Source organism: Vibrio sp. VB16, from assembly GCF_015594925.2.
Classification (GTDB): Bacteria; Pseudomonadota; Gammaproteobacteria; order Enterobacterales; family Vibrionaceae; genus Vibrio.
The window spans coordinates 95,404-120,176 of the sequence record NZ_CP087591.1; the positions used below are offsets into that span (position 1 = coordinate 95,404).

Annotated in this window: 1 protein-coding gene; it reads right to left on the reverse strand. The window is 46.6% G+C overall.

The features are described 5' to 3' along the window. Positions 1 to 165: 165 nt before the first annotated feature. Complete coding sequence (locus tag IUZ65_RS17075) at positions 166 to 24,768, reverse strand: LEPR-XLL domain-containing protein (protein WP_195705246.1); 24,603 nt, start codon at positions 24,766 to 24,768, stop codon at positions 166 to 168. Positions 24,769 to 24,773: the final 5 nt, after the last annotated feature.

The following is a 24,773-nucleotide window of genomic DNA, read 5'->3' on the forward strand; positions in this document are numbered from 1 at the left end:
TTTTCTAACCGTGGTTATAACTCTGTACTTGACCTAAAGCATAGTGCCTACCGCTCATTCTTTCCAGTTTGAGGGGTAGGCACTATGTAAATACAATAACCAAGCTGTATCCATGCCTTATCAGTGCTGTGGATACAGTAGAGCAAGCATCTTACAAAATGATGCTTACGCGACTTTCTGTTTATTACGTCCTTTCGTCTTACTAGAGGTGTCCTTCATTACCGTCCACCCCCCGACTGCCGCTAATGCCGCGTGAACATCGATGTTGGTTGAGTCAGCCAGCAATGATTCTCCACCCGTTGTTGGCTCAGTTTGAACGTCATCCGTTTGCGCCTCTTCTGGATTCACTTGTTCAGCTGTCGGTGCGCAAGTGCCGTCTTCTGCTTTCACTTCACACTCTTCTTGTTCAACTTCTTGCTCGTCAGGTACGACTTCACCAGCTTCTGCACCGACAACACCCTCTACCGGTGCTGTTTCAGATGCACCTTCTTCACCCTCAACTTGATCGGGGGTTTGTTCTGGTGTACCAGCAGCGGTTGGCTCAGTGGGGATAACAAAGTCTGCCCCTTCACCACCACCTGAGCTTGTTGCTTGTAGTGCCGCTTCTAGCCCCGAAACTGCGGTCTGAGCACTATCAGTAAAGACCGTTGTTAATGCGGTACGACTTCTTGCGGCTTGACCAAGGTTAGATTCTGCAAACACCTGTTTCGCGTAGCCACTAAATAAACTCGTTTGAAGTTGACGTATCAAATCAAGCTTGCCTTGTGCTAACGAGATAATAAACGTTGCGGCTTGATCTGTATTATTAGAATCAAAAGTGAATCGACCATACTCGCCCACCAATACATCTTCTCTAAAGTTAGCAAAGAATAAATCACTACCGTAATGCCCCTGCATTCGGTCGAAGCCGGCGCCACCTAAAAGGGTATCATCGCCCCCAAGAAACAGGTCGATAGCTTCAAGTACTATGGTGCCCGGGTTACGGGTTACTTTCGTCCCATCACCACCGATTAAGTCATTGCCTGCTTGGCCGTCTAATCTATCCGCGCCATATCCACCAAAGATAATATCTCTATCTGAACCGCCAATAACGTTATCGTCTCCGCCTATCGAGGTGTTTCCGGTTAAGGCAACCAGATAGCGACCCGCCGAATCGTTTTCGATTCGTCCATCGTCACCAATAATGATGGTTTCACCAGAACGATTGGTCACCGTATCATTGCCAACACCCGCGATGGCTTGGTCGCTGCCGTTGCCAAGTGAAATAACATCGTCGCCACCTGTTGCATTGGTGGTATCGGTACTAAACAGTACAGACCGCACGCCGTTAATCAAGGTTATCTGGCCATTGTCGCCGATAACACTATCGTCGCCGTCGTTACCCTGTACATTGTCACTACCATACCCTGCCAAAATAATGTCATTGTCCTGATTACCTTGAATACTATCTCCAGAACCAATATTTTTGTTGGTTGTAAAGACTTGAACCGCTTTACCATTCGTGATGTCTACCTGACCAAGGTCACCAAGAATAATGTCTTTATCAGATCCAGTGATATTATTACCAAATGTCGAGTTACCACCGTATAAACGGTCGCTAGCCACACCACCAAAGATAATGTCATCACCGCGGTTACCACGGACGATGTCTTCTCCACCTAATACTCGGTCGCTGTTGGTCATTCTGACGACAGAATTTATATCAGTATTCAAGATTCGATTGGTGCCCGTAAACTGTAAAATTATTCCTTTGTCACCAAAGATAATGTCATTGTCACTGCCACCATCTATTGTGTCGTTACCCACAAGAAGTGAGTCAGAGGTATCAAGATTATCGTTAGCACTATCGGCATCTAGCACCACTTCCAGTACTTGAGTCGACAAGTCTAGACGTGTACTTGTATCAAAGTTGAACCCTGCGTCACCGTAAATATGGTCATCGCCGGCTAAACCGAAGATGTCATCATTGCCTGAACCACCCGCAATATGGTCACCAAAATTACTACCCGTCAGTGAATCGTCACCTAGGCCACCATAAATAACAACAGAACCTCCAGCGCCTGAGGCATCAATCGTGTCGTTGCCAGCGACTTTATATTCACGACCGTTAGCGGTTTTCGCCAATGAGGTCGCGTTGTAGGTGGAACCGTCTTGAACAGAGTCACCCAGTAGTATGAGAGCACCTTCGCTATCACTTCCGGTGACACTCATGGTGTCATCACCACCGCCACCATGGATGAGGGTAATAGCCCCTTCTGCGGTATTCGAAACGGTGATGTCATCATTACCCGAACCGAGGAGCAACTCGACCACTTCTATATCGTGGTACTCAATACCGTTACCAGCAGTCATTCCTAAACCTGTAATCGTGGTATCGGATAACAGACCAATATCGTTTTCTACGCTGCCGTCGTTAAAGACATTAAGCGTATCGGTCATTTCATTTTCATTTAGGGTGATATCAATGATTGGCAAAGGACCATCGAGTTCCGTTGGCAAAATCACTGCTGTCGTAAGGGTCCGAGCTTTTCCTTCTGGGACCCCACCCTCAATGATCAATTTTCCACGAATGTTATTAAGCGTATGCGGTTGAAGCGTCGCTTTCTGTACGGGTTGGTTACTGTCATCTTGGTAGTCTGGGTTAACCGACAATTCAATAACAATCGCTTTATTCCAATCGCCATCATTGATACCAAATGTGACGGTATTATCTGTCGCATTAAATCGTGTGTCACTGCTACTAAATAGTGTTTGACCATCATTTAGTAAGCTAACGGTAACGGGCGCCGTTGGCTTTTTACTCAACACCAGTGAATAATCATCCTGCGCTGTTTGGCTCACTAGGGTCGTACCATTGCTTGGCGTAACGATGACGGAACCCGTGTCGTTATCGAGAACAAATAGATCCATTTCTGTATCGGCCACAGCGTCATAATCCGTACCTATCTGATTACTGGTTCCACTTAAGACGACACTGGCTTGGTACACGTTTTCTACATCACTATCATCGGTAGCGACAACAGTAAACTCTATCGCCTTATCCCAGTTAGCTTGCGTAAATACAAGCGCGGGCCCTGTAATGGTTAATTGACTCGTTCCATCGGTAGGCACCAGCTCGTTGACATTAATCGTGACCTCCTCACCCAGTTCAGGCATGGTTGCAAGGCGAACGTCGAATGTCTGCTCTTTACCACCTTCAGCCAAGGTTGTGGAGCCGTTTTTGGTTAAAATAATGTCCGCTTGATCATTGTCATTAACGGTCAGTTCGACGTTGTTGATATCAAGGCCGTCAAACGCCGGATTATCACTTCTTATACTGTGATTAATAACATATTGACGCTGACCTTCCGCTCCAGTGTCATCTATCGCTTTTACAAAAATTGGTGTATTTGAATCCCAATTAGCACCCTGAGTGTAGGTAAGCACAAGTGACTCATAAAAGTCCACGTTGTTGGTTGAAACCAAGATACTTGCAGCTTCATTTGCCGTTTTCTCTTCATCACTGCTAGACGATCTTGCCGCAGAGACTGTGATATAGGCAACCGTACCCGCCAAGACATCGGCGCTCGGAATACCAATCCCGATGTCATAGCTACGATCGGTCAAACTACCTTCTTCTAGCAACATAGCGCCGCCAGTATCAATCGTTACGGCACCATTACTTTGGCTCGCCACATTAAGGGACACACCATTGACGAAGACATCATTGTAAGCATCATCATCACTCTCGACACTGTGGTTGATAAAGCTGCTGCGACCTTCTACAGAGTACGAGACAATAGGGTTCACTACATCACTGGCGACGTTAAAGGTATCTGCACCCAATCCACCAATGATCGTGGTTTCCACTTTGTTGCTGGTGCTCAATATATAGAAGGTGTCATTTCCTTCTAGTCCATCCACCTCAGCAAGTTCAACCCCTTGGAACCCAACATTTAGCCCAGCGCCAAAGATACCGTCTTTGGTGATCATAAAGCTATCGTCCGCTTCTGTACCAAGAACAATGACAGAATCCGTACCGGCACCACCATCAATTTTCAGTGCGGAATTAATACTGTATTCGATCGTATCGGCACCATCACCACCAAACAATTCTACGTCAACACTGTTATTGCTTAGGCCGCTATCTTTAATCAAGAATGCTCTAACAATAAAGCTGTCATCGCCATCTTCACCATATAGCTTAGTGATGGCTTTGTTCGAGTAAACTTTGATGTTGTCGTGACCATCACCACCGTAGATAACCATTGGTAAGCTATTACCACGGCTCAAGAAGCCTAAGGTTGTTTCGACCGTTTCAATTTCATCGCCGGCGGCTACTGCGCCGAGTGACGATTGACGGTCAATACCAAATAACTGGCCAATCTGGAAGTTGTCTGCGCCTGCACCACCATCTAATGTGGTGATAGAGCTCGTGTCATCACTGATGAAACTATCCGCACCTTGATGGCCATTTATGGTCAAACGAGCATTGATATTTCTGTCGTAATTTACACGCTCTACTGTATTTCCATAACTACCATTACCGTCGCTGTGCATCGCAGCAACGAAGTTGGCACGCAGCAAGAACGTATCCTCCGCTGAGGTACCGTTGATCGTCAATGTGTCCGCACCAGACGCTTCGCTACCAGAATCTTCTACATCAATGATGTAGCCAGCATCTGCACCTGTACGGTTAATGGTGTAACTATCGGTTCCACTTTCGCCATCCAATAGCAACTTATCGCTACGTGTGTGCAACTCATTTACAATCAGAGTATCGTTGTCGTTGCCGCCTTTCACTGTGACATCGCCGTCGATCTGAATAACATCTATTAATATTCTATCTTCGCCGTCATCACCATTAATACCAACGGTTTGTGCTAAAACGGTTCCGATAAGCGATATTTCATCATCTTGCGCGCCAGCGTTAATAACGATGAGTTGCGCTTGTAGTGTCCCTGCAAGCTCAATTTTATCTGCACCGTCGTCCGTATCAACCTCGATTGTCTCGGACATCAGTGTTCCCGTAACCGTAATTTGATCATCGTCGTCATTGCCATTAATGGTAATGCTATTACCCGAGACAATCAGACCTCGAACATCAACGACGGCACCCATGCTGTCACTGTTACCGGTGTCTCCACTATCAACCTGAATAGCAACATCTAGAGCGGCATCAAGTCGCGCGTCGCTATTTAGCAAGAATCCATCACCTGAGTTGACGTTGATGCTGCCTTGGGTAGACGTCAGTGTAATGCCGCTGTTGACCACAATATTATCATCAGCTGAATTATCGGTTGAGGTAAGACCAATATCCCCTTTGGCAAGGATATTTTCTATTATGGTCAATGGACTACGCGTAATCAGCGTTACGCTCCCCCCTGCCAATAGGCCTTGGTCTAGACCGGCTACAACACCCCCAACGCCTAATGCTCCAGTGTTGGTCACATAGGTGCTACCCGCTGTTGATTGGCCTTGGATATTACCTACTTTGGTGGAAAGCGCTTTGCTCGCTGAACCAATGTCTTGTGATGCAAATAAGAACGTCTTGCCTGAAATGACATTGTCTCCCGACAAGCTGTCATTCAAAATACGTCCGCTCGGGGCGGCAATAAATGCTATCGCCGTACTGCCTGTTGAAACCTGATTAAGATACAGGTCACCGACGGCTTCAATCACATGGCTATTTTTAGCGCTCGATATGGTTAGGTTTTGACCCGCCTGCGACCCCGTATCCAGTTCAATATCTGCGGCTATCGCTCCAACAGTATCGAAACGAGAGATAAGGTTAATACTCGCGCCAACAATATCCGCTACTTCACCGGAAGCAATGCTGTCCGCTACGGCATCTAAAATCCCCATATGCGCTTGCAGATCAACATTACCGGACGTTGATTCAATATGGTCAACGTTCATAGCAAGTTCGGTTTCATTTAGTCCTATGTTATTTAGTGCATTGGCCGTAATCGTACCGCCTGTTAAGTTGATGTCGAGGTAGTTACCTGCTTCACCAATGCTGCCCGCCATTGCGGTCAGAACGATGCTGTTCGCTCGTATATTTTCATAAGGGTGATCAAAATCATCGACGATTGAACCGCTATTGGCTAGAAGGTCAACCCCCCCTTCTCTCGCATAAATGGTGGCAACATTGATATCTGAATTTATCTCGGTGACAAAAATAGCGACCCTAGCACGGGCCGTGAACGAGGCATCGGCTCCTGTATCAATGGTAAATCGATCAGCACTTGAACCAATAGCGCCTTGACCTGCTTCAAGGATCAAACTAGACGAAGCGGAAACCGCTGCGGCTGACCCTGAGGAATCAACAAGAGACGCCTTACTCTTGATCCGTACATTATCACCGGAGGCATGCTCAACATTTAACGTTTGGTTTGAACCTAGGTACAGGTTACCCACAGCCGAAACATTCACGGTTCCGTAAGCAAGAACATCGACATCTTCACGTTGGTCAATAATGACCTTGTCAAGTTGAGCAGTACGATAAACAGAGCCGCTAATAATCGATGCACCAACGGCAACGTCGCTTGATACCTTCTTAAGGTCTATCACTCGACCCGCAATGCGTTGGATTTGATAGAACTTTCCATTCGTTTCAACAAACCCTTGTTCTATAAGACCTACATTTTCCCAGTTTTGATTATTGGTATTAATAAGGGTGGTAAACAGTGGGCTACCACTGATTGCCGCTACATTCATATTCACCGATACTTCAACGTTTAACTCTGTTGTCGTTAGCGTTAATTTGTTCGCCGTTACCGAGGCTATTTCATAGAAACTACCTTCATCATTCGCAGCCGCACTATCACCGGCGATGCGAATCTGCATTCCAGCAACAAAACCGTCCGCTACCCAACTACCACTGCTGCGAACCAAAGCATCACCCGTTGCTTCATCCATAACGTTGACGACAATATCAACACGTTCTTGGAAAACAAAGTAGACGTCATTTCGTTCCGCTGCGGCCAATTGCACCCGTTCTTCATCCGTGTAATCACCATCAAGTATTATCTCAACACTGCCTTCTGCTGAACCGATATTTTCAGAGGTCACTATGGTGATTTTACCCGCTGCGTTTATGTTTTCATCTTCGATAGTGGCTTGCGTATCTGTGATCGGTTTTAGCAAACTACCGCTGATAAGATTAAGCAACTCGTCTTCTGTCCAAACATGCACGCTGCCGGTTAGATCTGCAATTTCTTGCGGTGAAAGGACATAAGAATAGTCTGGGTCGAATGCCGCCCCACCGTAGGTCGCGTGTAAAGAATGATATTCCGCATTTCGTTTATTATTTAGCGTTTGAATCGCATCATCAACAAAAGTCTCTAACGCCGCACCGCTCTTGCCTTGGTCTTCACCAAGTTGACGGTAATAATCACTATAATAGGCCGTTTCACCTGCGGAGATGGTCGCATTCACAGTAGAGTCGTAGACCCCGTCAGATTGCGTATTTACGACATCCCAGTACGCTTTGTATTCACGTTCTCGAGCAGAAGAATAGGCATCAATAACATTGTCGATTTTTTTCTGAGCAGCATCACTACCACCAATCAAACCCAAACTCTCCCACACACCTGTACTCAGTTCTTTGTAGGTTCGTTCGTCACGGATAGCCGTTGTATTCGCATCAATCAATGAGCCGTGGGCAACGTTAACCGTCACATCACCGGCACCACTACTTATGGATTTCAAACGCAAATCACCATCCGTTTCACTAATGAATACATCGTTAACCGCCGTAATAGCAAGATAGTCTTTATTCGCAATACCGCCGTCTATATTTAAAGCGTGAGTTGCACTACCAACATGCCCTTCTGAGTTGATATTGATAATGCCACCACGAACAACCGCACTGGTTCCGGCAGCGCCTTCTATGCCACCAACGGCCGACAAGAACACTTTACCGCCAGAGTCTCTTAAGATATCGCTGTTGGAAGCGGAAGTAATGTTGTTTACCACTAGTGGGCCATCAATTTCAGCGATGTTAATTAAGCCACCGTTTGTACGTGCTGAAATACTTGCGTTCGACACGTTGGAAAGGTTCAGTAGTAATGCCGTCGATGCTGCGTCATAGCTGCCATCAACATTAACCACCGGAACGCCACCAATATCTCTCGCCTCAAGGATAATGGTTTTACCGCCAACGCTGCCTCTGCTGACATTGATAATGGATGCATTGGTATCGATTGTTGTCGTACCCGTTTCATTACTGATACTGCCTTGAATGATGACATCGCCACCATTGTTTGAGGTTATGTTCACTTCCCCAACATCATTACCGGTAAATTTGATGTTAAGTCCATAATCTGCTTTCAGTGAATGGGTATAAACATCACGAACCTTCGACTCTTTTACAAATTTAGAGTAATACGTTTTCTTACCGTACCAAGTACTTGTCGTCCATTTCTTAACCAACGACACCTCTTCGCTTAACGTTATTTGCGAATAACCTGGAATATATTCGTCCGATGAAGAACCAGGTGCATATTCAAAATAAGCACCTTCACCACGTAACTGCGGCGTACCAATCTTCTCAGGTGTACCAGAGAATGAAACAGTAGCGGGATCCGCAGCAAACGCATCAATACCCAACCATGAAGAGGTACCTTTCGTCGTATATATACGCTCAAAGCTTTCTTGTCCCATCGCCCATGAATACCTCCACCCTTCTTTAGGTGTATAGGTCATGTCGTTGCTACCCGCGGAGCTGCCACTTGCACTAATAATGCGAACGCCGTTTTCATCTTTTTTATAGATGGTCTCAAGAGGATTTGCGCTGGTGCCTTTTGCTTTATCTCTAATAATCAGCGTTCCTTCACCTCGTTGAGATGCATCCAAGCCCAATATTTTAATGCCTAACTCGGTCTCATTGGTCACGTTGATTGTTGCATACCCACCGAGCAATTCTATCTTTGAATTACTATTGGTATTTAGGATGTGTCCTTCCAGTTTGATATAACCGCCGCTGACACGCATATCACCGACCACTATTTGGTCATTACTCGCATCATAGAAAACCGAGAAATCTTCATTACCTGCGTCAAGTCTGATCAATCCCGTTCGGCCAGCCTCACGCCATCCATCCATCGTGTCCTGCATTGCCGACGTAATAGTAAGGTCGAAGATCTCTTTACCACTTTGGATCTTGCCGTTGATATTGATGTATTCAGCGTCAATAGAAATATTATTCGCGTAAATACTTGGTCCATCGATATCTCTATTTATCTGACCATCAATTACTGTACTGTTTGCCACCCCTAACCCATTGTTACCTATTGCATTATTCCACTTAGCATATTCAGAACCATCCACAGAATAGGTAGAACCTGGAGGCAGACTAACCACTAATGTGCCTTTGGTCACCACGATCTGACTATCAACATCAATGTCGGCTTGAATGGTGATATCACCACTGCCTAACACTGGTATACCACTTGGGGGGATCGCACCACTCAAGCTTTTAAGCGTAAGGCTTCCTGAACGGTTAGTGATTTCCCCAATGATAGAGATAGAAGGCCACACAAGAATTGGTGTATCGTTGCCAGGGAAACGAAGCGCCAACTCCGCTTTTGCTAGATCCAAATCGACATCGTTGATGACACTGATTGTTGGCGTGAATACTGGGTCAGCACTTAAACGCTCACCGTTAAGGTACGAACCGCCATTTTCCTGAGGTATCGTGATCTTATTAATCACAAGTGATGCCGTCGTATGATTCAATATTGAAACAGAGGCATCGCTTGGTGTCGTTACTGTTCCTTGGTTGCTAAAAGAATCGGAACGAACATCAATCCGACCGGCTTCCGCGTAAATATCATTTACAGTGATAATCGGCGTATTCACCTGATTTTGTACGAATACACCTGGCTTAACTTCTTCTAGCAAACCTTCGGCTAGAAGTAGCCCTTGTAAACGCGTTATCTCTGATTTGTAGAAGGCTTCAATATCGGTATCTGCTGCATTACCGTCATTGAAAATATTGAGTTGCTCTTCTGCATCATCGAGGCTGTCAAACAATGAAGAACTCAGAGCAGAAATACTGCTGCTAAAAGTAACGCCATCTGAAGCTGAATAACCGTTGACGGAACCATCATCGTTAAGGGAATCAAATGTCACCCATTGTTCACGGCGTATACCGGTTTCCAAGGTACCGTAGTTTGTCACCACACCTGAAGCACCCGTTGTTACGTCACCGCCTAGATCCGCTGTGCCACCAAGCTCTGACGCCCAGTTTACCGTTTTGGTCTGAGCATCCATATTGGCAAAACCAAATCGCTCAGCATGCAGATTCATCTGCCTTGCGGTTTTTAAGTGCGCGCCATTATTAACCGTAATGGTATTATTTTGCAGTAGCGTTGCACCTGCGGTCGCGTCATCGACAGGAATCGCACTGTCTGCAAACGCGTCAATAAGCGCATGGATTTTATAAGCATCTCTATTAAAATCGGTATCGGTACCAACGGATACATTCATATTTCCGTACGCAGTAACCTTCGCATTGTTCTCAAACACCACCTGATTGTCAGGGGTAATATTTGCAACCGATTTGGTTATCGTTACCGAAACAGCACCGCTTGAATCGGCTTCGACTGACGTCACCACCGTACCTTTACCACGCGCTGAAATTTGAACATCACCACTGCTGGTAAGGGTCGCGTTGTTGCCAATACGTACCTTAGCCAATAGCTGATTATCTTTCACGATGACCGTTGCTCCAGTCGAAGCTAACGCACCGGAGGCATTAAGAATAACCTTGTCAGTGATATTAAGTACATTCAGAGCATTCAGTGAAATACCATGAGTCTCGTCATCGCTTGTCGCATTAATAACGGCATTATTCGCCACATTTATAGCGGTCTCTATATCGAGAATCGTACGGCTATCTGCGCCTGCGGCACTCGCTAGGCCAATCGCAAGGGCGTTGATATAACCGCCTTGATCTTTCTTGATTTGATTAAGCGCGACAATATTGATGTCTTTAGCGTTAATCAAAAGATTATCACTGTGTCCGTTATCACCTAAGTTAACCATCACATCGGAAGTAATAAGGTGGTCAAGTTCCGCACCTGAGCCAGATAACAAACCACCCGACGCGGCGACAATCTTGGCATCAAAGCGTGCAACGTGTTCTGCTTTCGCGTCTAGGATACCTGTGCCACCTAACACGCCGAGCGTAATACTGGTTTCATCACTAACATTAACCTTCGTATTGCTTGTGCTAATTGTTTTTGCTCCTACACCTGCACCCGCTAATACACCACCACTACCGGCTACCGCGTTTGCATAGTTATTTTCTGTCCCATATGCCGAAAGAAGTAAGTCATAACCGTTATATATCACATCATTAAAATCAACAGTGCTATTGATATAAGCCTCGAGATCGGCAATAACCACACCCGCAGCAATGAAGCCGGCAGCAATACCATACGCATCGGTTCTTTGCGTGGAATTTGCGATAGATTTGACCGAACCTGAACCATATACCGTAATTGTTGAGTCGGTAATGCCTGCGTTAACGTTGCCCACCACTCGGCTATCAACGATAACCCCGGCACCAGCAAAGCCAATACCTGCGGCAATGGAGGTTGCATAACCTTCCGCGTAAACATCGTCATTGGTTTGAGCGAGAACGGCAAAATTACCCATACTGGTTAAGGTAGAATTTCGAACATCACTATCGATACTGATATCCACATTATTGTTAATCTCAGAAGCCGCGATAGACACTGCAATACTGATTGGAGCCAGACTCGCGGCCACCGAAGCAGCAACAGCCAATGCATCAATATCTGAAGCGCTGTAAGATTTAACGGTAATGCCTGAAGCTAGGATAGTCGCACTGTCTTCAATGTAACTATCTAAATCAGCATAGATGTTATTCGTTACACCAACCCCAGCACCTGACCCACTAATCCCAATGGCACCACCAGCTACCGCAACACTTGCCGCCACGAGGTTTGCTTTAATGGTCATTTGTGCACGGGAATCGACGTTTAATGCGCCGCTAGAATACAATTGGCTATTGTCTATATAACTTGCTACCCGTAGGCGATCACCAGAAGAGCCTATATCGTTTTGGGCAATTGAAGCACCAATAGATACCGCGACACCACCACCTCCGCCACCGGCGCCAGCTGCCGAGGCGGCGACTACCGTTGCGTTTATATTAGAGATATTTTTTGATTTAACATCCACCAAGCCCACTTTATTAAGAGACGACCCTAATCGACTGTTTGCAATATAGGCTTTAGTGTCTCCATAGACTCTGTTTGAAGATTCCGCTCCTGCACCACTGATGGCAACCCCACCCAGCCCGCCTCCTGCTGCTGCAAGCGAAGCTGCTGAAGAGGTCGCTTTTATCGTGTTACTTGCATTTGCAGTCAGTTGTACAGCCCCGCTGTTTAACTGGTTAACACGATTAATATAACTGTTCGTATTACTATCAATCGTATTACGTGCCAGCGAAACCCCTACCGAGACTGATATACCGCCGACGCCACCAAAAGCAGCCGCAAGCGCGGCTCCAACAGCATCCGCGTTGATTTTAGAGGTATTATTACTGGTTAGCGTTAAGCTACCTACATTAATAGATTGACTATTAGCCGATGAATTGTCTATATAGGTGTTGATTTCGTTATAGACCGTATTGGTTGTATTGACTCCAGCGCCTGCTCCCGAGATACCACCAACGCCTCCACCTGTCACTGCTGCACTCGCGGCCACAACAACAGAATCTATCGTCATGTTCCCTGTGGCTAACAAGGTAAGCGATCCAGTGGCGTTTATTCCGCTGTTTTTCACGTAAGCACTGACTGTCTGGCGTTTGCTGCTGCTACCAATATTGTTGTAGGCAAAGGCAGCACCAAGCGCAACCCCAATACCACCTGCACCTCCACCAGCGCCCGCAAGAGATCCTGCTACAACTGTCGCGTCAATGTCTGATGTATCCGATGCCGTCACCGACGCTGAAGAAGCACCGCTGACTTGTGTATTTTCGACAAAGGCCTGAGTTGTGCCAAAAATATCGTTCGATGCGCTAGCACCCGCGCCACTGATACTAATACCTCCAACACCGCCACCAGAAAGTGCTGAGCTTGCTGCTACTGAAATAGCATCAATATTACTTCGAGTTGTTGCTGAAAGTGTTAGTGCACCCGTGCTACCAATTGACGAGACGCCTTTTAGGTAAGCCATGTTATTCATATCGATGGTATTGTTCGCTAGTGAGATACCCACGGAAATACTTAGACCACCAACACCACCAGCGGCGATACCTAATGACGCAGAAACGAGCGTCGCCGTAATACTTGATGTACTGCGGCTTGTCACGTTAACACTGTTTGCCGTCACCGTTTTACTGCCACCAGTATTATCTATATAACTACTCGCTAGGCCGTATATCTCGTTGGTTGCACTGACACCTGACCCTGCGCCAGCAGCACCACCACCACCGCCAATCGCAACAGCCAAACTCGCCGCGATGACTTCCGCTCTGATAGTCATATTCGCTAACGCGTCAAGACTCAGTGCTCCACTTGCATTGATTGCACTATTTTCTACATAAGAAAGAACCTTTAATCTATCGCTAGACGTTCCTATCTCATTGTGTGACACACCCGCACCGATTGATACGCCAATGCCACCACCCGCTCCACCCGCGCCAGCAACAGCTACTGCTGCCACTGTCGTTGTAATCTTCGAAATATTTTGTGCATTTAATGAAACGGTACCAGCCTGAGTGAGCGAGCTATTTTGCAAATACGTCGCGGTTTCGCCTTGGATAATATTATTAGAATCGGCTCCGGCTCCAGAGACGGCTAAGCCTCCACCGGCACCACCCGCAAGGGCTAACGACGCCGCAAATGAGGTTGCTTTAATCGTATTATTCGTAATCGCATCCATGTCTACAACACCAGACCCGGTATTAACCGCGTTCGCGTTCGCAATATAAGACTTGGTATCCACGTCGATCGTATTGCGCGCCAACGCCACACCAATAGTCACCGTGGCACCACCGCCAGCGCCAAAAGCACCACCAAGAGAAGCAGCACCTGCTAGCGCGGTAATCGTAGAGGTGTTTGATGAACTTAACGTAAGGTTTGCGGCTGAAATAGATTTGTTACTGTTTAACGCGTTGTTGATATAACTTGCGACATCGGCATACACGGTGTTCGTCGTATTAACACCACTACCCGCCGCTGCTAAACCGCCACCAGCACCGCCCGCAATCGCAACGCCACCCGCTAGAACCGTCGCGTTAACGGTTAGATTACCAACCGTGTTTAGCCCAACGGCACCGGATGCATTTATAGCACTATTTTTAATGTAGCTCTTAACTGTTAAACGGTCGCTTGATGAACCAATATCATTGGAAGAAACGGCGGCACCGATAGCCAGTCCAACACCACCACCCGCGCCACCCGCACCTGAGGCGGCAATAGCGGCAACTGTAGCGGTTATTGTAGAGGTGTTACTTGCATCCGCATCAACAGTGCCCACATTCAGTAGGGACACATTGTCCAGATACGTTGCTGTTTCACCTCTAATGATATTGTTTGAATCTGCACCCGCGCCTGAAATCGAGGCCCCGCCGCCTGCACCACCAGCAAGCGCTAATGAAGCAGCAATGGAGGTCGCGGTAATCGTATTGTTGGTCACCGCATCAAGGTCTACGATGCCGGTACCTGTGCTAACCGAGTTTGCGTTAGCAATATAAGACTTGGTATCCACGTCAATCGTGTTGCGCGCGAGCGCGACACCAATAGTAACTGAAACACCGCCACCTGCACCAAAACTACCACCTAAAGACGCTGCTCCCGCATCGGCTGTAATCTTCGACGTATTCGACGAGTTCAAAACAAGGCTCGATGCGGTTATCGCTTTATTCATGCCGTTTTGGTTATCAATAAAACTTGCTACATCGGCATACATGGTATTTGTCGTGTTAACACCACTACCAGCACCAGAAATTCCGCCTCCAGCCCCACCAGAAATCGCAGCACCACCGGCACCAACACCTGCGTTAATAGTTAGGTTGCCAACGGTCGTTAACCTAACGGCCCCTGTTGCATTAATCGCACTGTCTTTAACGTAGCTTTTTACCGCTAAACGATCGGTTGGTTCGCCAATATCATTGGCTGAAACTGATGCACCAATTGCAAGCCCCACACCGCCACCTGCCCCACCAGCTCCAGAAGCAGCAACGGCTGCCACTGTTGCTGTGATCGTCGATGTATTGCTCGCATCTGCATCCACATCCCCGACGTTGACAAGAGAAACACCGTCAAGATAAGCCGCTGTTTCACCTTTGATTATATTGTTTGAATCAGCGCCCGCACCTGAAATCGAAGCGCCTCCTCCTGCTCCTACAGCAATAGCTAATGACGCAGCAACAGACGTCGCAGTAATCGTGCTATTTGTTGTCGCGTTGAGATCAACGGCGCCTGTCCCTGTATTCACTGCATCGGCATTCGCGATATAAGATTTAGTATCCACATCAATCGTGTTTCTTGCTAACGCCACACCTATTGTTACCGATACACCACCACCAGCACCAAAGCTAGCGCCAAGTGAGGCCGCTCCGGCATCCGCTGTAATAGTCGACGTATTGGAAGAATTTAAAGTAATATTCGATGCCGTAATCGTTTTGCTGACGTTAGCTAGATTATCGATGTAACTTTCGACATCAGCATAAACCTTGTTCGTCGTATTTACACCACTTCCTGCGCCAGCCAGACCGCCACCGCTTCCCCCTGCAATCGCGACACCGCCAGCACCAACACCCGCGGTAATAGTCAAGTTACCTAGTGTGGTTAGAACAATAGCACCCGTTGCGTTTATCGCGCTGTTTTCCACATAGCTTTTCACCATCAATCGGTCACTAGATGAACCAATATCATTTGCAGATACGGCAGCACCAATAGCGAGACCAGCTCCACCGCCAGACCCACCCGCTCCGGAAACGGCAACCGCAACAACCGTTGCGGTTATTGTAGAAGTGTTGGTTGCATCAGCATCGATACCGCCAACATTAAGCAGATTAACGCCGTCTAGATACGCTGAGGTATCTCCAAAAATCTGATTATTTGAATCTGCACCAGCACCTGACAATGAAATCCCACCACCACTACCAACAGCAATACCTATTGATGCCGCCACTGATATTGCAGTAATGGTGTTGTTCGTTGTGCTGTTGATATCAAGCGTCGAACTGCCCAATTCCAACGTCGAATTCTTAGCATATGCATTGTTATTACTGTCAATCGTATTGCGCGCTAACGCCACACCAATTGAGCCCGTAATCCCTCCACCAGAACCAAAACCGGCGGCTAGAGACGCGGCTCCAGCATCCGCGGTAATTGTCGAAGCACTATTTGCCGTCATGGTCAGCAAACTGGCCTGGATCTGTTGTGTCGAGCCAGTTGAATTGTCGATAAAACTATCTACTGACGAATAGATATCATTGGTTGCACTGACACCCGAACCCGCACCGGCAAGACCACCGCCAGAACCACCCGCTATAGCAAGCGACCCGGCACCTACACCGGCATTAATAGTCATCCCTGCATCGGCTAACAAGGTAATGGTTGACGTTGTATCGACCGAAGAGTCTTCAATAGAAGCATTAATCAATACACGTGCACCACTCGACCCAATACTATTCTCTGCAACAGCAGCGCCAATAGATAGACCCACACCACCGCCATTACCGCCCGCACCAGCAACCGCGATAGCCACAACCGTGGCATCGACTGTTGAAATATTTGTTGCCGTCACGCCCACAGAAGAATCACTGTGAATGGTGCTGTCTTTAATTTTCGCGGATGTGGAACCTTTAACTGTGTTGATAGAATTTGCACCACCACCACTGATCGAAATGGAACCTGATGTGCTGTAGCTTGCCGCTATAGATGCCGCAACTGAGGTTGCCGTTATCGCTGCCTCTGAACCTGCGACTAAATTCACCGCGCCAATACGGCGAGCTTGTGAACCAACAGATACACCGCTAACAAGAGCGGAGACGTTGGTTGTTACATTATTTTCAGCGAGTGAAACTCCGATACTTAATGTGCCAGCGGATGACGATGGCGAATACGCACCAGCCACAGACGCACCGACCACCGAAGTACTGATGACTGATTTATCTTTTGCTACGACACTTAATGAATCGGCTAAAATAGACTTGTTCGCAACATTCGCTGTGATGCCTGAGCTGACATTAACGACAATATTATTTTCAGTCGATGCACCAACTCCACTCAATGATCCGGCACTACCTGAGGTGGATTGTGCGATTGCAACTGAAGCCGCAACCACCGTTGACGATATGTCCTGCGCACTTTCAGCATGGGTATTCACCACCCCACTGATATTGATATCTGAGTTATTAATCAGAGCACTAACGGTATTTGCCTTGTTGCTGTTGTCTGGGTCTCCGCCAATATTATTCTCTGCTAACGCGACACCGATAGAACCAGAAACACCAGTGCCAGTTGTGGAACTCGCGTAAGCGACACTTGCGGAAACAACCGTAGCAACGATATCTCCCGTTGCATCGGCTTGAACAAAGGTACCAATCGCGCCCGACGATTTACCTGCCGTTGTCGATGTTTGATTAACAGTAGAGCCATCAATCTTCGCTTCGGTATCGCCATACACTTCATTGGTGACACTCGCGCCAGCGCCAGTGAATGAAATCGTATTGGTTCCGCCACTCTGTATACCAACGGAAGCGGCAACAACAACGCCGACAATATCCGTATCATTGTTGGCTTTTACATCCAAGCGCGATGTATCCAAATCATGAGTGGGCAGTGTAATGGTGCTGTTGTTTTCTATCTTAGCTCGCGTGTTCATGCGAACCTTATTCATGCTTATAGCAGCGGCAACTGAAATACCAAGCTTGCTATCGAAACCTGGAGAGGTTTCTTTGGTCACCGCCGCACCTAGAGCAATGGAGACAATATCTGCGTTGCTATTTGCCTGATGACTGACCTTCCCTGTGGCACTCGTCAGATCGGTATTGCTGATAAGCGCATCAATATTGCTATTGATGTTATTTTCTGCGTAAGTCACGCCAACAGCGCCATTTCCCGCATACGCAACACCTAACGCAACCGCATAAATCTCTGACTTATCTTTCGCTTCAATATCAACCGCAAAGCCATCGTCATTTTTACCGGCAACCTGTATGTCTGCAACATCTATCAAGAACGCATCCACGTCCGATGTGACGTTATTAATCGACACATTACCTGCAAGCGCAATACTACTCGTGGTACCAGCCGAGGTTTCTGCTAACCCCGACATAGCAACGGCCGCCGACACTGTCACAACGGTGCTGCTGTTTATCGCCTCGACCGTTAATTGGTCAAGCGTTACAGTCGTTGCCCTTGAAATACCAGCACTGACTATAAAGGTGGCGTCATTTCTAAGACCGATCCCGGCCGCAGCTAGCGCAAATTTTTGCGCCGAGGAGCTTGCATAAGCGATAGGGAAGGCATAAACACCGCTTCGCTCGTTTGCTGACAGTTTAAGCGTGTCCGCATTAAAACTGGCGATGTTATATAGACCAGATGACGTCGTACTATTAATGGTATTAAAGATGAACGCGCCAGAGATACTTATACCGTATGAGCTATTTTCAACTGGAGGTTCTGTTTGGCCTGATGGGGTAACTTTACCTGTTGCGGAAGCGGCACTTACAGCCGCACCAATAATAACGCCATCACTATCGGCTTCAACTCGTGCATCACCATTAACGTTAACATTACCTGCAATAGTGACATTGTCACCTTGTGTTCCGATGAGCGCTAGCGTCTGTTTGGTCACGTCAGTCACTATTACCGAACCACCAACGCCAATAGCGCCTCCTGATGCTACCGCTCCGGCCACCGCTATAAGATCAACCTGGTTATTAGCAACAACGCTCAATCTCTCTTCCGATACTACGTTACCTAAACGCGTACCGACATCGATAGTCGCGTCTGATTGAATCTGCGCAACTGATGTGCTATTTAGGTTGTAGCCCATATAAAGACCAGCAACACCTAATGTTCCATTGCCGGAACCACTCGCGTAACCAAGCCCAATAGCAAATAGTTCGTTATCAGACTTAACACCTAATTTATCCGCATAAACATGAGCGCCATCTTCAATAACCGCAAGGCTATTCATGGTGACATTATTTATATAAACGCTTGCACCAACCCCATTTAGGGCGTCTGTTGCACCTTTGGCTTTATTCAGTTTTTCGATCAGCGGAAGACCAGAAGAAGTGGACGTGGCATTACCTATATAATCAAACGATTTATTGACCGTTTTAGAGGTCATATCGATATCACGTGCACTCAGTACCAATCCGCTATCAAGTATCGTTTGCGCCGCGATATTCGCTTCTGGATCTGTTAACGTTTCAAAACTATTTTCCAAATCGGCACGTTGATTAACCTGTACCTGACCTTTAATTCTCGCATCAGAAGATTGCGTTGAATCGAATAAAGCGAAGTTAAGCGATAGAGAAACTTTTGCGCCAGCGGCGGTGGATTTAACCGAATTATCGACAAGATAAACATTCGAATCACCACCAAACAATTGATTGGGGATGCTGTTGTATTTATTGCCTAATTTTTCCCACAACGTTACGTCACTAAAATCTGCCGTATTCATCCGCAGATCATTAATATCGTCGCCTAAATATTTGTAGACGGCGCCTAAGAAACCGGTACTCGGTTTCAGTGCGGTTCCAGTTTGTAGCCAATCGTAATTCCCTTTTTCTAGAGTGCCTTCAAAACGAATGAGATCGCCTTTCTTGATAGCGTAGTCGGTATTGATCATCGCATTCGTTATAAGTGTCGGTTTGACATATTTGAAAGTGGTATCAGAACTGATCAACCCTGTCAGGTTTTGTGCCTGAGCATCAAGGGTGATTTTGTCTAATACATCAACCTGAGTAAGCCCCTGCATATAGGCCTTCGCGTCATTATTTAGGCTCGCGATAGTAACGGAAACAGCGGCACCAAATGGCACCTGTTTGAATGCCCCTGAGGTTCCAGCAGAACCCAATGCTTGAGACAATTGAGATGGGGTACTTGAAACGGAATTCACTTCAGTAAGTAAACGAGTATCTACTGTCGCATGTTGTTGTAGTGTCCCGCCCACCTGAATGTCACTAACCTGTCCTTCCTGTCCAATCAGAGATTTAACTCTGTTCGTGTCGTCGGCGTAAACCAGTGCAATACCCGCCGTAAATTTAGTCGGGGCGATGGCATTATCGTTTTTCAACGCGGTGTCCGCAAATGGGACGAATTTTCTGTAGGTTTTTGAATTATCGAGTTGATTTTTATACTTATCAACATATTTGTCGACGATCGTGACCGTTCGGTCCACTATCGCTTCAGCTTTAGTTCCTGAGTTCCCTTTTATGTTTGCTTGAGCTTGGGTCGCATCAACACTTACATTGCCTTTCGCTAGAATGGTTCCCGCTAATGTGGCGACTGTTTCTCCGGTTTCAATATGAATTGCAACACTTGCGGCTAATTTACCTTCCCCACCTGCGTCACTTAATGCTTCAACATAGGTGAAATCAAATGTGCTCGCGTTAACATCGAGATCACCGTCGGTTACAATATTCGCGGTATGATCAACCAGTACTATCGAGTTTGAATCCAATAAACCCACTGCGACACTCGCAGAAAGGCCTTCTATGTCAGCAAGTGGTTCAGCTGATACATTCAAATAGTTCTCTGTTTGGCTAGCAAGACTCACGTCGCCTTTCGCCAATATTGTTCCTTTGATATCAACATTCGCTGTCGATTTCAGACTGCCTATCGCGATCGCTAATCCACCAGAGATAGGTGATGAAGCCACTCGACCAATTGAGTGTGCTTTAAGTGTTATGTTGTTTCCATCGAGAATCGCGTTCTCTGAAATAAGAATCGTTGAGTCTACTTCTGTACGTGAATAGCCTGCGATAAGGCTTTGACTCTCTAGTTCAGTTTTAAGCTTCTCGGAGTTAACGGTCATCTGCCCACCGCTATAACCGATAGGTAATCCGCCTCGAGTAGATTCTGCCCGCGCAGACAGTATTATATCTTTGCCCTGTATCGTGGCAGAGTTAACCGTTATTGATGCGCTAAGCTGATCTAAATTATAAAAACCAAGCCCAACGATATCATTGCGTTTATCGTAAGCATTAAGCGTTATGTCGCCACTATTTGTCAGTGACGAACCTTGAGCAGAAATCGTCGCGCCATCATCAATAATGATATGTCTCGCGTCAAAGGTAATGCTACCAGCCGATCCCGTTAGGCTGTCAGTACTCAAGGAAGCGGTAACAGTAATCGTTCCACCTTTTGAACGGAATTCTATATCTTGTCCAACAACGGAAGTATTATTGATAATATTGAGGTCACCGCTACTTTCACTAACCAACGAAAAGTCACCGCCAGTAATCGTAACCCAATCAAAATCCGTTGTATCAAACGTTTCGCTACCACCGTAGAAGACGACATCGTTTGTCGCCGCCGTACCATCCACTGTTATCTTTACTTTTTCAGTACTGGTATCCGTACGTCCGCTAATATCAATGCGGAACTCATTATTGTCTGAACTGCCAATTAGCATCGCATTGGTCGATGCGGCGTCTAGAATGACATCCATACTGCTGGCGTGGGCGTCTAATAATGTGGCACCCGTGCCCGCGACTAATGATGCTTTTTCCACTCCGTCTAAATCGACTGAAGTCGAAATAGTTAACGCAGAATCCGCAGGGTCGATCCCCTTCCAGACCAATTCATCATCAAGTAATTCAAACTGAGTGTAGGTTGAAGTCGTTGTAGCTGAGATGGTATCAAACCCTGTCCCACCGGAGACCGAGACATCATCGACATCAATATCAAAGAAATCGATACCCGCAGAACCAATAAAGGTGTCGCTACCCCCATTACCTTTTTGGGTTGTTATTTGCATCGAAGCCAGCAAACTCAGGCTCATTCCCGTAACAACAGAACCCGCAACGCTTCCTTGAGATAGCCCTAGAACATCAAGCAACGAAAGGTCGATCCCAGCAACACCCAAATAGCTCAGCCCTGACAGCGATATGTTACCTGAAGCCTGATTATAACTTGCGCTAAGCGCGTCTGTTTCTCTATCATCTGCGGCGTTAATTAATGCAATCAGTTCATCGAGGGTTGTTGAAGTGGCCACATCTATATCAAAGATGGTGCTATCAATATCATCGAGGGTTATACGTAACGTGGTTTCAATGACGTCATCCCAACCTTCAATCAAACTCAAGCTAGTCGTTGCAGATACACCGTAGAAACCGCTCGCATCGAAAGTGTCAGCTTGCGCACCACCAGTAAGTGATGACGATTCAAATCCAGTTAAAGAGATCAGTGACAATTGCACAACCGCGGCGGTGTCAGTGACATCAGAGATCGCTAACTGATCGTTGTTCAAATCAAAATTATAATCCAATGCCGCATTGCTGCTAAAATCAGCGATGATAATATCTTCGCCACGACCACCTATCACGGTATCGTTAGTACTGCCACTGACATATACCGTATCGCTGCCGTCGCCTGCATCAATGACATTACGGCCTTGTGCACCTCGGATGACGTCGCTTCCACCATAAGTGTATATGACAGACTGACCAACAAAGGCAGTAAGATCGACAATATCCGCTGTTTCACTACCTGAAATCGAAATAATATCACTGGCATCAAAGCCAATGAGGGTATCAACAATATTGCTACCTTGTTGATCAATAGAAGCCGAAACACCATGTTCGGCCACAATGTTAGTTGCTACCTGTTGACTTGAATAAAGGCCAGTGAACTCTATCTGCCAAACCGTGCCGTCTTGCGTTACGGTCATTTGACCGTAGTTCAAATTCAATGCTTTTTCGATCGCGCGAGAGACATCTCGTGCATCCGCATCCCACGAAATCTCATCAGTAATATTGTCGCCGAAGGTGTCCGTTATGGTGAGTTTATACCCACTATCCGTCGTTATTGTTGGGACATCTAAGAGCCACCTTTCATTGGTGCCTTGAGATAAGTCGAGTTCATAGTCACTTCCAGGTAGAGCGATAGTTGCACGTCCCGCAAAACGTTCTTTAACCGTATCGACTCCGGAACCCGATGTTATCGTATCGGCACCAAGACCACCTATTAACGTATCCCCATAAGCAGAAGCCGTTATAGTATCGTCGAAATCCGTACCTTGTAACGTAATGTGATAATCATCTGCATTCGCAGCATTTAATGTTCTGCCTAGGCCATCTTCTGATGTCGCTCTAAGGTATACACTTTCTACCTCTAACAAGATGTCTTCTTCGCCACTTGAACCAATACGAAGCTTGTTCGTGGTTAATTCGAAGTTTTCCGCTCGAACTTCGATAACCTCATCACTGCCATCACCACCAGTTAGGCTATCCGCGCCAGCGCCGCCAATAAGGATATCGTCTTTAAGACCACCAAGTAGGATATCGGCACCCGCACCACCGTCTAAGTGAGCCGATACATCCGCGCTAGAGAAATCAAAGTAGTTATCACCCGAGCCACCTTTCGCTGCGAGTAAATCAACATCCACTAAGCTGATCGCAAGATCCGTTGTTGTGGTATCGGGTAGCGTAATGCTTGTTGCGGTGAAGAGACTATCCGTGTTGTTCCAGTTACCATGCGTCAGTTGATAATCGGAACCCGCGGTAACAACAGAGGCTTGTATATCTGTTCCAGTCGTCCCCATGTCACGATAAAGGACACTATCAAAACCACCATTCCCATCAACGCTGTCTGTAGACCCATCGCTACTCGCAATATCGTCTATAAAATCAACAACAAACAGATTATCGTTACTGTCACCAATAAAGGTATCGGCATACTCTGTAGAACCAATTAAAGTACTGATGCCCGTTACACTATCAAAACCGGTTGTGGTTTCATTTTCTAAATCAACGGAAACTCCGCTTGTATAATCACTATAATCGAGGTAATCCGTGCCACTACCACTTATTGTATCGAAACCACTAAAAGAGACCTCTACGTCTGTTGCTTGTTTTAATATAGAACCTGCAACGTCTTCCAACGTGGATAACACGCCTTCACCCTGAGCACCTATTTTCCAATTGAAGCTGTCGTTAATTGCGGAAAGGACATGTTGAGAATCGCTACTGCTTGTTACCTCAAGCTCTTCAATATTTAGGAAATCAACGATCCCATTCGTCCCCATCGACCCAGAGTTCTCCCCGCTGATTTGCCAAGTACTCTCTGTAACGTCAGTACCTGTTGCTACTTTATCGGTACCGCCAGCGCCATCAAATTGAAGAACGAATTGACGTTCACCGAGATCAAGAAAAGATTGGTCTATCGTCAGAGTTTCATCACCGCTCGTGCCCGTCACGGTGATAATACTGTCTGCTGCGATGTCAGAGAGCTTACGCTCACCCAATAGTGTGCCATTTACGTCATTATTGATTAACTGTATATACTGTTCATTCGCCGCATTTTCTATGACTTGAAGCGTCACATTTGCGTCCGCGACCAGTACCGCTAATGGATCAGCCGACAATAATAGACGTGGTTCAAGTTGCTCTAAGGCAAACGTGTTTAGATGCAGTTTAGCTGAGTCATCTTGCGCTGGTTTAACCGCTTTATTTATTCCTTCAAATAAACGGCTCAACTGAGGTAGGCGTCCTTTTGCGAACTTATTCTTGCGAGAGCCACTATAAATTCGACTTCTGCTCAGGTGTTGATTATCCATAACTG

Coding starts and splice junctions, on each gene's coding strand:
- IUZ65_RS17075 (WP_195705246.1), bottom strand. CDS start 24,768: ATGGATAATCAACACCTGAGCAGAAGTCGAATTTATAGTGGCTCTCGC.